At 56.0% G+C, this 14,761-nt stretch carries 16 protein-coding genes and 1 pseudogene; 2 read left to right on the top strand and 15 right to left on the bottom strand.

The features are described from left to right. Nucleotides 1–5: 5 nt before the first annotated feature. Nucleotides 6–569 (top strand): cysteine hydrolase family protein, encoded by a 564-nt coding sequence (locus tag ACVWXD_RS28360; RefSeq protein ID WP_032884542.1) that lies wholly within the window; start codon nt 6–8, stop codon nt 567–569. Nucleotides 570–589: 20 nt separating this feature from the next. Here ACVWXD_RS28360 and tam read toward each other — a convergent pair whose 3' ends face one another. The 4 genes from tam to ACVWXD_RS28340 form a co-directional block, all read right to left on the bottom strand. After that, a complete protein-coding gene (gene tam / locus ACVWXD_RS28355) occupies nt 590–1,351 on the bottom strand; it encodes a trans-aconitate 2-methyltransferase (RefSeq protein ID WP_095186178.1) in 762 nt (253 codons plus the stop codon). 89 nt (nt 1,352–1,440) lie between these two features. Further along, complete coding sequence (locus ACVWXD_RS28350) at nt 1,441–2,247, bottom strand: hypothetical protein (RefSeq protein WP_143499437.1); 807 nt, start codon at nt 2,245–2,247, stop codon at nt 1,441–1,443. 122 nt (nt 2,248–2,369) lie between these two features. Next, nucleotides 2,370–2,885: a single-stranded DNA-binding protein gene (locus ACVWXD_RS28345; protein WP_003232445.1), complete on the bottom strand. Its 516-nt coding sequence runs from the start codon at nt 2,883–2,885 to the stop codon at nt 2,370–2,372. Between the two features lie 9 nt (nt 2,886–2,894). Then, nucleotides 2,895–4,289, bottom strand: a complete 1,395-nt coding sequence (locus ACVWXD_RS28340) for an MFS transporter (RefSeq protein ID WP_095186176.1) — start codon at nt 4,287–4,289, stop codon at nt 2,895–2,897. Between the two features lie 178 nt (nt 4,290–4,467). Here ACVWXD_RS28340 and uvrA point away from each other — a divergent pair, with 178 nt between their 5' ends. After that, complete coding sequence (uvrA, locus tag ACVWXD_RS28335) at nt 4,468–7,302, top strand: excinuclease ABC subunit UvrA (protein ID WP_032884538.1); 2,835 nt, start codon at nt 4,468–4,470, stop codon at nt 7,300–7,302. 63 nt (nt 7,303–7,365) lie between these two features. On the opposite strand, the gene bfr is transcribed toward uvrA, so the two are convergent. From bfr to rpmD, 11 genes and pseudogenes are all read right to left on the bottom strand, one after another. After that, a complete protein-coding gene (bfr, locus tag ACVWXD_RS28330) occupies nt 7,366–7,830 on the bottom strand; it encodes a bacterioferritin (protein ID WP_032884537.1) in 465 nt (154 codons plus the stop codon). Between the two features lie 155 nt (nt 7,831–7,985). Beyond that, entirely contained in the window at nt 7,986–9,434 is a 1,449-nt protein-coding gene (locus tag ACVWXD_RS28325; protein ID WP_457371545.1) for a catalase, read from the bottom strand. A 237-nt stretch (nt 9,435–9,671) separates the two neighbouring features. Next, a pseudogene (gene rplQ / locus ACVWXD_RS28320) lies at nt 9,672–10,059 on the bottom strand (50S ribosomal protein L17). A gap of 41 nt (nt 10,060–10,100) precedes the next feature. Then, a complete protein-coding gene (locus ACVWXD_RS28315) occupies nt 10,101–11,102 on the bottom strand; it encodes a DNA-directed RNA polymerase subunit alpha (protein WP_003176403.1) in 1,002 nt (333 codons plus the stop codon). Between the two features lie 22 nt (nt 11,103–11,124). Next, nucleotides 11,125–11,745 (bottom strand): 30S ribosomal protein S4, encoded by a 621-nt coding sequence (rpsD, locus tag ACVWXD_RS28310; protein WP_003176404.1) that lies wholly within the window; start codon nt 11,743–11,745, stop codon nt 11,125–11,127. Nucleotides 11,746–11,763: 18 nt separating this feature from the next. Next, complete coding sequence (rpsK, locus tag ACVWXD_RS28305) at nt 11,764–12,153, bottom strand: 30S ribosomal protein S11 (RefSeq protein ID WP_002555466.1); 390 nt, start codon at nt 12,151–12,153, stop codon at nt 11,764–11,766. A gap of 30 nt (nt 12,154–12,183) precedes the next feature. Further along, a complete protein-coding gene (rpsM, locus tag ACVWXD_RS28300; RefSeq protein ID WP_003210063.1) occupies nt 12,184–12,540 on the bottom strand; it encodes a 30S ribosomal protein S13 in 357 nt (118 codons plus the stop codon). Nucleotides 12,541–12,669: 129 nt separating this feature from the next. Then, nucleotides 12,670–12,786, bottom strand: coding sequence for a 50S ribosomal protein L36 (rpmJ, locus tag ACVWXD_RS28295; protein WP_002555468.1), 117 nt, complete (start codon nt 12,784–12,786; stop codon nt 12,670–12,672). A gap of 27 nt (nt 12,787–12,813) precedes the next feature. Further along, nucleotides 12,814–14,142, bottom strand: a complete 1,329-nt coding sequence (gene secY, locus ACVWXD_RS28290; protein WP_017736663.1) for a preprotein translocase subunit SecY — start codon at nt 14,140–14,142, stop codon at nt 12,814–12,816. Continuing rightward, a complete protein-coding gene (rplO, locus tag ACVWXD_RS28285) occupies nt 14,143–14,580 on the bottom strand; it encodes a 50S ribosomal protein L15 (RefSeq protein ID WP_003176407.1) in 438 nt (145 codons plus the stop codon). It lies immediately after the preceding gene. Between the two features lie 3 nt (nt 14,581–14,583). After that, a complete protein-coding gene (gene rpmD / locus ACVWXD_RS28280) occupies nt 14,584–14,760 on the bottom strand; it encodes a 50S ribosomal protein L30 (RefSeq protein ID WP_003176408.1) in 177 nt (58 codons plus the stop codon). Between the last annotated feature and the right edge of the window lies 1 nt (nt 14,761).

Raw genomic sequence — 14,761 nt, 5'->3', positions numbered from 1 at the left:
TACCCATGGCCAAGCAAGCGCTCATCCTAATCGATATCCAGAACGACTACTTCCCCCAGGGCAAGTGGCCGCTTGATGGTGTGGAAGCTGCGGCGGACAAGGCTGCGCAGGTGCTCAAGGCGTTCCGCCAGGCAGGTGATGCGGTGATTCATGTGCGCCATGAATTCACGTCCGAAGATGCACCGTTCTTCACGCCTGGGTCACAAGGCGCGCAGTTGCATCCAAAGGTACTGAACGAAAGCAATGAGCCTGTGGTGCTTAAACATTTCGTGAACTCGTTTCGTGAAACCAATCTGCGCGCCTTGCTGGAACAACGCAGCATCACCGAACTGGTGGTGGTCGGCAGCATGAGCCATATGTGCGTCGATGCCGTGGTGCGGGCCGCAGCGGATCTGGGCTACAAGGTCACGGTGATTCATGATGCCTGCGCCACCCGCGATCAGGAGTTCAACGGGCAGGTGATTCCGGCCGCGCAGGTGCATGGCGCGTACATGGCCTCGTTGGCGTTTGGGTATGCGGGCGTGGTGTCGGCGGAGGAGTATTTGAAGGCGCAAGCAGCGGCGGCGTAAACGCTGCTTGCCTGGGTGTTTTAGCGGGTCGCGATAATAAAGAGGCGCGGGAACGGCAGTAACACGGTGCCATCGGCCAGGGCTGGATACGCCTGGGCAATCCGCGCCTGATATTCCTGTAGAAAGGCGGCTTTTTCACCATCGGTCAAAGGCGCAAGGAATGGACGCAATCCCGTGCCCTTGAACCACTCCACCACAGCCCCGTGATCCGCCAACGGGTGCAGGTAGGTCGTGCGCCATACGTCAACGGCAGCGCAGTGCTTGCTCAGCAACTCGTAGTAGTAGCTCGCCGCGTACCGCTCATTGTGTTTGACCGTACCAAGCTTTGCAGACCACGGGCCCTCAGCCGCGACTTCACGCGCAAGCCGGTGTGCAGGCTCATCGAGGTTGTCCGGGGTTTGCACTGCCAGCGTGCCGCCGGGCGTCAGTTGGTTGACCAGATGAGGGTAAAGCGTGCTGTGGTTGGGCACCCATTGCAGCGAAGCGTTGGCCAGGATCACGTCGAATTTTTGCGCGGGACTCCAGGCGCCGATATCGGCCAGTTCAAAGCTCAATTCCGGCAGGCGTTTGCGGGCGTCGATCAACATATCGTCGGAGCTGTCCATGCCGATGACATGTGCTTGAGGGAAGCGCTCGGCCAGCACTTCAGTGGAGTTGCCAGGGCCGCAACCCAGGTCAACGGCGGTTTTCACGTCACTATTTGGAATGGCTGCAACCAAGTCACGGACCGGACGGGTGCGTTGTTGCTCGAACATCGTGTACTGCTTGGCAGACCAGGTCATCGCGGCTTTCCTTGTTCTTTGGAAGGGGCTACAGCCTAAATCGTGTGACCCATGAGGACAAATGCCAGGGCCGGAGATCTTCTATGCCGTCATTTCATCCGCTTCAGAAAACTCATGTACGGATCGCCATTGAGGATGAAGTCTTCGCGCATCCGGCCGTCAAGCATGGGTTCAAGACTGGTAGGGGTGAGTAATTTGTGCTTTGGGAGACGAAACGCCTGTTCATGGTCCGAGTAGGTATACCGTTGGAAATGCAGTGCATTGCCTATCCAGTGGACGTCGTTGTAGAGGTAATGCCAGTTTTTGTCACTGGGCGTACTCAGGTAAAAAACCCCGTTCACATCTCGGGTAATTTCATACATCACAAAATTACTGGAGCTCCATTTGCCGACGTAGCGGTCCATACCCGGATGGTCGGGAATGGCTGGGGCAGCGACGAAATCACTGTCGGTGTAGGGCGTACTCCGGGCCTGCTCGGCCTTGAGCTGAGGGTAGCGTTCGCACACAGAATCGATGCTGTCGACTTTTTCAAGGTCGTACCTGATTTCCATGCCATCCGTTCGGGAAGTGAACTGCATGGCCTCGGGAGAAAAGGTCAGCACCTTCAGCTCAATGGTTTTGGTCGGTAATATCATGTTGATTACGTCCCCATTGTCAGCCACGGAATAAGCGACCACGTTCGTCGGTTCCCGAGTTGATTTCACGCAGTCGAAAGCGTGCATCAACAATTGGCCATCGGACCTGAACTCAGCCACGGTCGTTTGACCTTCGTTCAATGCCTGCATGGCCCAGAGGCCGACAATCAGGTTTTTAGAAGCCTTTGGCTCAGCGTGTAACGCGGTGCAGCCGGCCGCCAAAACGACGGCCAATACGTAGCGCAGCAGTGTGTTCGACACGATGTTCATCCATGACTGTGTGGGTCGGCGGTTCTCAATGCGAACCTACAAACAAAAAAGCCCCAAGAGCAGGGCTCATGGGGCTTTTCGGGAAAGCTTAACGGATTGCTCCGAGCGATATCCTAGAAAGGAATATCGTCATCAAAGCTATCGAAATCCGGAGCCGGTTGCGGAGCGGCCTGTTGTGGCGCCGGACGCGACTCACGCTGTGGCTGCTGGCTTGGCTGTGGACGCGACTGCTGTGGACGCGGTGCCGAGTTGGACATGCCGCCCTGGCCCTGTTGATCGCCTTGTGGACGACCGCCCAGCAGTTGCATGGTGCCTTGCATGTCGACCACGATTTCAGTGGTGTAACGCTTGATGCCGTCTTTTTCCCACTCGCGGGTCTGCAGTTTGCCTTCGATGTAGACCTGCGAACCTTTGCGCAGGTATTCGCCGGCGATCTCTGCAACCTTGCCAAACATCGACACACGGTGCCACTCGGTTTTCTCGACCTTCTGGCCGGTTTGCTTGTCGGTCCACTGTTCGCTGGTCGCCAGACTCAGGTTGGTCACGGCGTTACCGTTAGGCAAGTAGCGAACTTCGGGATCCTGGCCGCATGTACCGACCAATATGACTTTGTTAACCCCACGGGCCATAACGTTCTCCTAAGCTGGGCGCGCTGTCGGCACTGGATTGACCAGTTGCTCAAGCGTCGCGCGATCCAATAATTCGGTGTCCAATTTGATGTAAATGGCCGCCTCTTCAGCGACCACGACTGCATCTGTTACCCCTACGACTGCCTTCAGGCGCTCTACCAGACCGCTTTCACGGATCGCCTCAGGCGATAGCGGCAAACGCAGACTTGTGACGTAGGGAGGTTCGCGCATGGTAACAGCAAAGACCAGCCAAAGTGCAGCAAGCCCGGCGCATCCGAGGAACACAACCGACAAACCGCCATGCTGGAACATCCAGCCGCCCATGATGCCGCCCAACGCCGAGCCAAGGAACTGGCTGGTGGAATACACCCCCATGGCCGTGCCTTTGCCACCCGCCGGTGAAACTTTACTGATCAGCGAAGGCAATGAAGCCTCCAGCAGGTTGAACGCGGTAAAAAACACCACCGTCCCGATCACAAGCGCCCGAAGGCTGTCGCCGAACTGCCAGAAGAATAGTTCAGTGAGCATCAATGTCGCGACGGCACCCAGGAGAACTCGTTTCATTTTGCGTTTCTTCTCGCCGTAGATGATGAACGGAATCATGGCGAAGAACGAAATCAGCAGAGCAGTGAGGTAGACCCACCAGTGCTGCTCCTTGGGCAGCCCGGCTTTTTCCACCAGGGCCAGGGGCAAGGCGACGAAGCTGCACATCAGCATTGCGTGTAATACGAAGATACCTAAATCCAGGCGCAGCAGGTCTGGGTGCTTGAGCGTCGGCAACAACGCCTTGCGTGCGACACCCGACTCCCGGTGCTGCAACGTGCCGGTGGAGCGCGGCACCATAAAGGCCACGATCACGATCCCGAACAACGCCATGCCGCCGGTGGCCAGGAATAAGCCGTGCAGGCCGAAAGCACGAGTCAGCAAGGGACCGACCACCATGGCCACCGCAAACGACAGGCCAATGGTCATGCCGATCATGGCCATGGCCTTGGTGCGGTGTTGTTCGCGGGTCAGGTCAGAGAGGAGCGCCATCACCGCAGCGGAAATCGCCCCAGCACCCTGCAGGATACGCCCGGCGATCACACCCCAGATGGAATCGGACTGCGCCGCGAGCACACTGCCGAGGGCGAAGACGATCAGCCCGAGGTAAATCACCGGACGACGGCCAATGCGGTCGGAAATGATCCCAAAGGGGATCTGAAAAATCGCCTGAGTCAGGCCATAGGCGCCAATCGCCAGGCCGATCAGTGCGGGGGTCGCGCCTGCCAGATCCATTCCATAGGTCGCCAGTACCGGCAACACCATGAACATGCCAAGCATACGGAACGCGAACACCAGGGCCAGACCGCTTGCTGCTCGGGTCTCGCCGCTACTCATGCGTTCGCTGTGGGGATCGTGCATGGAAAAACCTCGTGTGAACCGGCGGCGATTCTACCAGTCCCATCGATTGAGAGGGTATATGCGGCGCTTTGCCGCGCAGCTTTCATGTAAGGCTGCACCCGGCACTTTGACAGTGTATATTCATCCAGTCTTTAGCCGTATACTCCGGCATTATTTACGCCCGCCGTGCGAGGCCATCTTGGACAAGATCCTGATTCGTGGGGCTAGAACCCACAACCTGAAGAACATCGACCTGACCCTGCCCCGGGACAAACTGATTGTCATCACCGGCTTGTCCGGCTCGGGCAAATCGTCCCTGGCGTTCGACACGCTGTATGCCGAAGGTCAGCGCCGCTATGTGGAATCGCTGTCGGCCTATGCCCGGCAGTTCCTGTCGATGATGGAAAAGCCTGACGTCGACACCATCGAAGGTCTGTCGCCGGCGATTTCCATCGAACAGAAGTCGACCTCCCACAACCCACGCTCCACCGTGGGCACCATCACCGAAATCTACGACTACCTGCGCCTGCTGTACGCGCGGGTAGGTATTCCCCGCTGCCCGGACCACGACATTCCGCTGGAAGCCCAGACCGTCAGCCAGATGGTCGACTTGGTACTGGCCCAGCCGGAAGGCGCCAAGCTGATGCTGCTGGCCCCGGTGATTCGCGAGCGTAAGGGCGAGCACCTTTCTGTTTTCGAAGAGCTGCGTGCCCAGGGTTTTGTACGCGCACGCATCAACGGCAAGCTGTATGAGCTGGATGAAGCGCCAAAGCTCGACAAGCAGAAGAAGCATTCGATCGATGTAGTGGTCGACCGTTTCAAAGTGCGCGCCGACCTGCAGCAGCGTCTGGCCGAGTCATTCGAAACCGCGCTGAAACTGGCGGACGGTATTGCCCTGGTGGCGCCGATGGATGACGAGCCGGGTGAAGAGATCATCTTCTCCGCACGCTTTGCCTGCCCGATCTGTGGCCACGCCATCAGCGAGCTGGAACCCAAGCTTTTTTCCTTCAACAACCCGGCCGGCGCTTGCCCGACCTGCGATGGTCTTGGGGTGAAGCAATTCTTCGACATCAAACGCCTGGTCAACGGCGAGCTGACGTTGGCGGAGGGGGCAATACGCGGCTGGGACAGGCGTAATGTCTACTACTTCCAGATGCTGGGTTCACTGGCGTCTCACTATAAATTCAGCCTTGAAGTGCCATTCAACCAACTGCCGGCAGATCAGCAGAAGGTCATCCTTAATGGCAGTGGCTCGCAGAACGTCGACTTTAAATACCTGAACGACCGTGGCGACATCGTCAAGCGCTCCCACCCGTTCGAAGGCATCGTGCCGAACTTGGAGCGGCGCTACCGCGAGACCGAATCGGCGAGCGTGCGCGAAGAATTGGCGAAATTCCTCAGCACTCAACCTTGCCCGGATTGCCGTGGCACTCGCCTGCGTCGTGAGGCGCGGCATGTATGGGTGGGTGAGAAGACGCTGCCGGCAGTGACCAATCTGCCGATTGGCGATGCCTGTGAATACTTCGGTGTCCTCAAGCTGACAGGACGCCGTGGGGAGATTGCCGACAAAATCCTCAAGGAAATCCGTGAGCGGTTGCAGTTCCTGGTTAACGTGGGCCTGGATTATCTTTCGCTGGATCGCAGTGCCGATACACTGTCCGGCGGTGAGGCGCAGCGTATTCGCCTGGCCAGCCAGATTGGTGCCGGGCTGGTAGGCGTTTTGTACATCCTTGATGAGCCGTCCATTGGTTTGCACCAACGGGATAACGACCGACTGCTGGGTACGCTGAAACACCTGCGGGATATCGGCAACACGGTAATCGTAGTCGAGCACGACGAAGACGCGATTCGCCTGGCGGATTATGTGGTCGATATTGGCCCAGGTGCCGGCGTACATGGTGGGCATATTGTTGCCGAGGGTACGCCGGCCGAAGTCATGGCTCACCCGGACTCGTTGACCGGCAAGTACTTGTCTGGCCGCGTGAAGATTGAAGTACCGGCTAAACGCACGCCGCGCAACAAGAAGATGGCGCTACACCTCAAAGGCGCACGCGGGAACAACCTGCGTAATGTCGATCTTGAAATTCCTCTGGGCTTGCTGACCTGCGTGACCGGTGTTTCCGGATCGGGCAAGTCGACACTGATCAACAACACCCTGTTCCCACTGAGCGCAACCGCCCTGAACGGTGCAACTACCCTGGAAGCGGCGGCACATGACAGCATCAAAGGCCTGGAGCATTTAGACAAGGTCGTCGACATCGACCAAAGCCCGATTGGCCGCACGCCGCGTTCTAACCCAGCGACCTACACTGGGCTGTTTACACCGATTCGCGAGCTGTTCGCCGGTGTTCCGGAGTCACGCTCGCGTGGATATGGTCCTGGCCGGTTCTCGTTCAACGTCAAGGGCGGGCGCTGTGAGGCGTGCCAAGGCGATGGCCTGATTAAGGTGGAGATGCACTTCCTGCCGGATATTTATGTGCCGTGCGACGTATGTAAGAGCAAGCGCTATAACCGCGAAACCCTGGAGATCAAGTACAAGGGCAAGAACATCCACGAAACCCTGGAGATGACCATCGAGGAAGCTCGCGTGTTCTTCGACGCGGTTCCAGCATTGGCGCGCAAGCTGCAAACACTGATGGATGTAGGCCTGTCGTATATCAAGCTGGGACAGTCGGCGACCACGCTGTCCGGGGGTGAGGCGCAGCGGGTGAAGCTCTCTCGCGAGCTGTCCAAGCGCGATACGGGCAAGACTCTGTATATCCTCGATGAGCCGACCACGGGCCTTCACTTCGCAGATATCCAGCAACTGCTGGACGTGCTTCACCGATTGCGCGACCACGGCAACACTGTGGTCGTGATTGAGCACAACCTTGATGTGATCAAGACTGCTGACTGGTTGGTGGATCTGGGGCCGGAAGGCGGTTCCAAGGGTGGCCAGATCATCGCGGTAGGTACACCGGAGCAAGTCTCCGAAATGCCGCAGTCCCACACCGGTTACTACTTGAAGCCGCTGTTGGAGCGTGATCGGGCCTGATGTATGCCCCATAAAAAAGCCCCTGTCACTTTGCGGTGACAGGGGCTTTTTAGTAGCCGGAAATCAGAACTGCGATTGCAGATAATTCTCCAGCCCTACCAACTTGATCAGGCCCAACTGCTTTTCCAGCCAGTAGGTGTGATCTTCTTCGGTGTCGTTTAACTGCACACGCAGGATTTCCCGCGTGACGAAGTCGCTGTGCTGCTCGCAGAGCTCGATGCCCTTGCAGAGCGCAGCACGCACCTTGTATTCAAGGCGAAGATCGGCTGCGAGCATGTCAGGTACGCTGGTGCCCACGTCCAGATCATCGGGACGCATGCGCGGCGTGCCTTCGAGCATCAGGATACGACGCATCAGCGCGTCAGCGTGCTGTGCCTCTTCTTCCATCTCGTGGTTGATACGCTCATAGAGTTCGGTAAAACCCCAGTCTTCGTACATACGCGAGTGGATGAAATATTGGTCACGAGCTGCCAGTTCGCCCGTCAGCAACGTGTTGAGGTAATCGATTACGTCGGGGTGACCTTGCATCGCCCTACATCTCCCTGCTTGAAAGTCTGTAGTTTGAACCATGATGACTCGGAGGTCACGGGACTAACGGCATAAAAGTGAAGATTTCCGGAGAAAAGTAGCGGAAATAACGCAAAAACCGCCCAAATGAGGGCGGTTCTGCTTATCGTTTAGAGTCAGTTAAGCGATACACCCAATGCCTTTGCGATTGCTTCTCCATATGCAGGGTCCGCTTTGTAAAAGTGCGCCAATTGACGCTGAACCACATCATTGGAAACCCCAGCCATTGCACCCGCGATGTTATCGGTGAGCAGGGCTTTCTGATCATCGTTCATCAGGCGGAACAGCGCACCGGCGTGGCTGTAGTAGTCAGTGTCTTCCCGATGATCGTAACGATCAGCGGCACCGCTCAGGGCCAAGGCTGGCTCGGCGTACTGCGGAGCTTGCTTAGGTGCATCGGCGTAGCTGTTTGGCTCGTAGTTAGGGGCGGCACCACCGTTGTTGCCGAAAGCCATCGACCCGTCACGCTGGTAGCTATTTACCGGGTTGCGCGGCGCATTTACCGGCAACTGCTGGTGATTGGTGCCAACACGGTAGCGGTGGGCATCAGCGTAGGCAAAAACCCGACCTTGCAGCATGCGGTCTGGGGACAGGCCAACACCTGGGACCATATTGCTCGGGCCGAATGCTGCCTGCTCAACTTCAGCAAAGTAGTTTTGCGGGTTGCGATTGAGCTCAAGCTCACCAACTTCGATCAACGGAAATTCCTTCTGCGACCAGGTTTTGGTCACGTCGAAAGGATTCTCGTAGTGAGCGTTAGCCTGGGCTTCAGTCATGATCTGGATGCAGACGCGCCATTTCGGGAAATCACCGCGCTCGATCGCACCGAACAGATCACGCTGGGCGTAATCGGGGTCGGAACCGGCCAAGCGTGCAGCATCGGCTGGAGCCAGATTCTTGATCCCCTGCTTGGTTTTGTAGTGCCATTTCACCCAGTGACGCTCACCATTAGCATTGATCAGGCTGTAAGTGTGGCTGCCAAAGCCGTGCATGTGACGGTAGCCGTCTGGAATGCCACGGTCCGAAAACAAGATGGTCACTTGGTGCAGCGCCTCAGGGGAGTGCGACCAAAAGTCCCACATCATCTGTGCGCTTTTGAGATTGCTTTGCGGCAGACGCTTCTGAGTGTGAATGAAGTCAGGGAATTTCAGCGGATCGCGAATGAAGAACACCGGAGTGTTGTTCCCCACGATGTCCCAGTTGCCTTCCTCAGTGTAGAACTTCAAGGCAAAACCACGTGGGTCGCGCTCAGTATCAGCAGAACCACGCTCACCTCCCACAGTTGAGAAGCGCAGGAAGGTCGGGGTCTGCTTACCCACAGATTCAAACAGCTTGGCGCTTGTGTACTGAGTGATGTCTTGGGTGACTGTAAACGTTCCGTAGGCACCCGACCCTTTGGCGTGTACGCGGCGCTCAGGAATGTTTTCACGGTTGAAGTGAGCGAGCTTCTCGATCAGATGGAAATCGTCGAGCAACAGCGGGCCACGCGGGCCAGCAGAACGGGAATTCTGGTTATCTGCAACGGGAGCACCGCTGGCGGTAGTAAGGATTTTATTCTGGCTCATGCTCAATTTTCCTCAGGTCGGACTTAGAACTGCCGGCTAATCGGCTTGGGAGGATTATTGATCAGCAACATGACACGTACAAATTCATTAAATTTCACGCATCAATAGAAAATTACTACCAACAACCTCAACAGCATAGTGCCAAGCCCCTACCCCGAAAACTTGTACAAATCGCGCTTTTGTTACGCGCACAAAAAACCGGGCACTAGGCCCGGTTCTTTGTTACAGCTTGTCGTCTTACTCGGCGCTTACAGCTTCGCCGGCAGTAGCACGATCAACCAACTCAACGTACGCCATAGGCGCGTTGTCACCAGCGCGGAAACCGCACTTGAGGATGCGCAGGTAGCCACCCTCACGGGTAGCGTAACGCTTGCCCAGGTCGTTGAAGAGCTTACCAACGATAGCTTTCGAACGAGTACGGTCGAAAGCCAGACGGCGGTTAGCCAGGCTGTCTGTCTTAGCCAAAGTAATCAGCGGCTCAGCAAACGCGACGCAGTTCTTTAGCTTTCGGCAGTGTAGTTTTGATCAGCTCGTGCTCGAACAGCGACACCGCCATGTTTTGAAACATGGCCTTGCGGTGCGAGCTGGTACGGCTCAGGTGACGACCACTTTTACGATGACGCATGGTTCATTCCTTACCAAACTCACGTTCGGTGATTACGACGATCAGGCAGTCGCCTTGTCGTCCTTCTTAAGACTTGCAGGCGGCCAGTTGTCGAGGCGCATGCCGAGGGACAGACCGCGGGAGGCCAGAACGTCCTTGATTTCAGTCAAGGATTTCTTGCCCAGGTTCGGAGTCTTCAACAGTTCTACTTCGGTACGCTGAATCAGGTCGCCGATGTAGTAAATGTTTTCCGCCTTAAGGCAGTTAGCCGAACGTACAGTCAGTTCCAGATCGTCAACCGGGCGAAGCAGGATCGGATCGATCTCGTCTTCCTGCTCGATTACCACTGGTTCGCTGTCACCTTTGAGGTCGACGAACGCAGCCAACTGCTGTTGCAGAATGGTTGCAGCGCGGCGGATAGCCTCTTCAGGATCCAGAGTACCGTTGGTTTCCAGATCAATAACCAGCTTGTCCAGGTTAGTACGCTGTTCGACACGGGCGTTTTCCACCACGTATGCGATACGGCGAACCGGGCTGAACGAAGAGTCGAGCTGCAAGCGACCAATGCTGCGGCTTTCGTCTTCATCGCTCTGACGCGAGTCGGCCGGTTCATAACCACGACCACGAGCTACAGTGAGCTTCATGTTCAGGGCGCCGTTAGACGCCAGGTTAGCGATTACGTGATCGGGATTAACGATCTCGACATCATGATCCAGCTGAATATCGGCAGCGGTAACCACCCCCGAACCCTTCTTCGACAAGGTCAGCGTAACTTCGTCACGGCCGTGCAGCTTGATAGCCAGACCTTTAAGGTTCAACAGGATTTCAATTACGTCTTCCTGTACACCTTCGATGGCGCTGTACTCGTGGAGCACACCGTCAATCTCGGCCTCGACTACTGCACAGCCGGGCATTGAGGACAACAGGATGCGGCGCAGCGCGTTGCCCAGGGTGTGGCCAAAACCACGCTCGAGAGGCTCGAGTGTGATCTTGGCGCGGGTTGGACTGACAACCTGCACATCAATGTGGCGGGGTGTCAGGAACTCATTTACCGAAATCTGCATGGATGCACCTATTTTCTAGCCCTTACTTGGAGTAGAGCTCGACAATCAGGCTTTCGTTGATGTCGGCGGACAGATCACTGCGAGCAGGAACGTTCTTGAAAACGCCCGACTTCTTCTCAGTGTCTACTTCTACCCATTCTACGCGGCCACGTTGGGCACACAGATCGAGAGCTTGGACAATGCGAAGTTGGTTTTTTGCTTTCTCGCGAACTGCGACCACGTCACCAGCACGAACCTGATAAGACGGAACGTTTACGGTCTGACCGTTAACGCTGATCGACTTGTGCGATACCAGCTGACGGGATTCGGCACGAGTCGAACCAAAGCCCATACGGTATACAACGTTGTCCAGACGGCATTCGAGCAGTTGCAGCAGGTTTTCACCAGTTGCACCTTTCTTGCCAGCAGCTTCTTTGTAGTAGCCGCTGAACTGACGCTCGAGAACGCCGTAGATACGACGAACCTTCTGCTTTTCACGCAGTTGGGTGCCGTAATCGGACTGGCGACCGCGGCGTTGGCCGTGGATACCAGGTGCTGCTTCAATGTTGCACTTCGATTCGATCGCGCGCACGCCGCTCTTCAGGAAGAGATCGGTGCCTTCGCGACGAGCGAGTTTGCATTTTGGACCAATGTAACGAGCCATTCTTTACAATCTCCTGGATTACACGCGGCGCTTCTTCGGCGGACGGCACCCGTTGTGCGGGATTGGCGTCACGTCGGTGATGCTGGCGATCTTATAGCCACAGCCGTTCAAAGCACGGACAGCAGACTCACGACCTGGACCTGGACCTTTGACGTTAACGTCGAGGTTTTTCAGGCCATATTCCAGCGCAGCTTGACCAGCACGTTCAGCAGCTACTTGAGCAGCAAACGGGGTGGACTTGCGGGAACCGCGGAAACCCGAACCACCGGAGGTAGCCCAAGAAAGCGCGTTACCTTGACGGTCGGTGATGGTCACGATTGTGTTGTTAAAAGATGCATGGATGTGGGCGATGCCATCAACCACTGTCTTTTTAACTTTTTTACGAGGACGAGCAGCAGGTTTTGCCATGATTAATTTCCTGTCGATTCGCGTGGGCGATTACTTGCGGATCGGCTTACGCGGACCTTTACGGGTACGCGCGTTAGTCTTGGTACGCTGACCGCGTACTGGAAGACCACGACGATGACGCAGACCACGGTAGCAACCGAGGTCCATCAAACGCTTGATTTTCATGTTGATTTCGCGACGCAGGTCACCTTCAGTGGTGAACTTCGCCACTTCGCCACGCAACAGCTCAATCTGCTCGTCGCTCAGATCCTTGATCTTAGCGGCTGGGTTTACCCCAGTGTCTGCGCAAATTTTCTGCGCAGTAGTGCGACCAACACCATAGATGTAGGTCAGCGAGATAACAGTGTGCTTGTTATCTGGAATGTTAACGCCTGCAATACGGGCCATTCAGTGGGACTCCAATTGACAGCTACCTACGCCCCGGAAGCCAAGAAATAGGGCGCGAGATAATATCGCTGTAATAACAAATAATCAACCCGGCAGCGCACTAGCTGCCGGGCTTCAAGCGGATCACACTCAGCCTTGGCGCTGTTTGTGACGCGGTTCCGCGCTGCAAATTACTCGAACAACACCTTCGCGGCGAATAATCTTGCAGTTACGGCACAGCTTTTTCACCGATGCACGAACTTTCATCACCAACTCCTCGAACCTTATGGGTACTCAGCGCAACATGCCGCTGCCGTAACCCTTCAGGTTGGCTTTCTTCATCAGGGATTCGTACTGGTGCGAAACGAGGTGCGATTGTACTTGGGACATGAAGTCCATCACAACCACGACCACGATCAGCAACGAGGTCCCGCCAAGGTAGAACGGAACGTTTGCTGCAACCACAAGGAACTGGGGCAACAGGCAGACGGCCGTCATATATAGAGCACCGAACAGGGTCAAACGAGTCAGAACGCCATCAATGTAGCGCGCAGACTGCTCACCTGGACGGATACCCGGAATAAAGGCACCGGACTTCTTCAGGTTTTCCGCTACGTCTTTCGGATTGAACATCAACGCCGTATAGAAGAAGCAGAAGAAAATAATCCCTGCACTAAACAGCAGAATATTCAACGGCTGACCAGGAGCGATCGACTGAGAGAGGTCCTGCAGCCAGCCCATATTTTCAGACTGGCCAAACCAGGTACCCAACGAAGCCGGAAACAGCAAAATGCTGCTCGCGAAAATTGCCGGAATAACACCGGCCATATTCACTTTCAGCGGCAAGTGGCTAGTCTGCGCAGCAAAGACCTTACGGCCCTGCTGACGCTTGGCGTAGTGAACAGCAATACGACGCTGGCCACGCTCAATGAACACCACAAAACCGATAATCGCTACTGCCAGCAAACCGATAGCAACTAGGGCGAAGATATTGATATCACCCTGACGTGCAGACTCGAAAGACTGCCCAATCGCTCTCGGAAGACCGGCGACGATACCTGCGAAAATCAACATCGAGATACCGTTACCAACACCGCGCTCAGTAATCTGCTCACCCAGCCACATCATGAACATCGCACCAGCCACAAATGTGGATACCGCGACGAAATGGAAGCCAAAGTCACCAGTGAACGCAACGCCCTGCCCAGCCAGGCCAACGGACATGCCGATAGCCTGAACCAGAGCGAGAGCAACAGTGCCGTAGCGGGTGTACTGGCTAATCTTGCGACGGCCAGCTTCACCTTCCTTCTTCAACTGCTCCAGCTGCGGGCTGACGGCGGTCATCAACTGCATGATGATCGATGCCGAGATATACGGCATGATCCCCAGTGCAAAGATGCTCATCCGCTCCAGCGCGCCGCCGGAAAACATATTGAACAAGCTAAGAATGGTCCCCTCATTCTGTCGAAACAGGTCTGCGAGTCGGTCCGGGTTGATACCTGGAACCGGGATGTGTGCGCCTATTCGGTAGACGATAATCGCCAGGAACAGAAAACGCAGACGAGCCCAAAGTTCAGACATACCGCCTTTGCCGAGCGCTGAGAGAGCACCTTGCTTAGCCATTTATTCCTCGAACTTGCCGCCAGCTGCTTCGATAGCCGAACGCGCACCTTTGGTGGCGCCGATTCCCTTGCCGATAGTGACAGCGCGAGTCACTTCACCGGACAGCATGATTTTCACACGCTGTACGTTGACGTTGATCACGTTGGCATCTTTCAGGGTCTGCACAGTAACGATGTCGCCTTCCACTTTAGCCAGCTCGGACAGACGCACTTCTGCGCGATCCATAGCTTTCAGGGATACGAAACCGAACTTAGGCAGGCGACGATGCAGCGGCTGTTGACCGCCTTCAAAGCCTGGAGCAATGGTGCCACCGGAGCGGGAGGTTTGACCTTTGTGACCACGGCCACCAGTCTTACCCAAACCGCTACCGATACCACGGCCCGGACGATGCTTTTCGCGACGGGAGCCCGGCGCTGGACTCAGATCATTGAGTTTCATCGATTAACCCTCTACACGCAGCATGTAGTAAGCCTTATTGATCATCCCGCGATTCTCGGGAGTATCCTGGACTTCTACAGTGTGACCGATGCGACGCAGACCCAAACCTTTAACACACAGTTTGTGGTTAGGAATGCGGCCGGTCATGCTTTTGATCAGCGTTACTTTAACGGTAGCCATG

Source organism: Pseudomonas sp. TE3911 (assembly GCF_054062775.1).
Note: the sequence above shows the minus strand (reverse complement) of the source record. Positions and strands in the feature narration are given on the sequence as shown.

Coding starts and splice junctions, on each gene's coding strand:
- ACVWXD_RS28325 (WP_457371545.1), bottom strand. CDS start 9,434: ATGAGCCAGAATAAAATCCTTACTACCGCCAGCGGTGCTCCCGTTGCA.
- secY (WP_017736663.1), bottom strand. CDS start 14,142: ATGGCTAAGCAAGGTGCTCTCTCAGCGCTCGGCAAAGGCGGTATGTCT.
- rpmD (WP_003176408.1), bottom strand. CDS start 14,760: ATGGCTACCGTTAAAGTAACGCTGATCAAAAGCATGACCGGCCGCATT.
- tam (WP_095186178.1), bottom strand. CDS start 1,351: ATGACCTGGTCTGCCAAGCAGTACACGATGTTCGAGCAACAACGCACC.
- ACVWXD_RS28315 (WP_003176403.1), bottom strand. CDS start 11,102: ATGCAGATTTCGGTAAATGAGTTCCTGACACCCCGCCACATTGATGTG.
- bfr (WP_032884537.1), bottom strand. CDS start 7,830: ATGCAAGGTCACCCCGACGTAATCGATTACCTCAACACGTTGCTGACG.
- rpsM (WP_003210063.1), bottom strand. CDS start 12,540: ATGGCCCGTATTGCAGGCGTTAACATTCCAGATAACAAGCACACTGTT.
- rpsK (WP_002555466.1), bottom strand. CDS start 12,153: ATGGCAAAACCTGCTGCTCGTCCTCGTAAAAAAGTTAAAAAGACAGTG.
- rpsD (WP_003176404.1), bottom strand. CDS start 11,745: ATGGCTCGTTACATTGGTCCAAAATGCAAACTCGCTCGTCGCGAAGGC.
- ACVWXD_RS28345 (WP_003232445.1), bottom strand. CDS start 2,885: ATGGCCCGTGGGGTTAACAAAGTCATATTGGTCGGTACATGCGGCCAG.
- ACVWXD_RS28360 (WP_032884542.1), top strand. CDS start 6: ATGGCCAAGCAAGCGCTCATCCTAATCGATATCCAGAACGACTACTTC.
- ACVWXD_RS28340 (WP_095186176.1), bottom strand. CDS start 4,289: ATGCACGATCCCCACAGCGAACGCATGAGTAGCGGCGAGACCCGAGCA.
- rpmJ (WP_002555468.1), bottom strand. CDS start 12,786: ATGAAAGTTCGTGCATCGGTGAAAAAGCTGTGCCGTAACTGCAAGATT.
- rplO (WP_003176407.1), bottom strand. CDS start 14,580: ATGAAACTCAATGATCTGAGTCCAGCGCCGGGCTCCCGTCGCGAAAAG.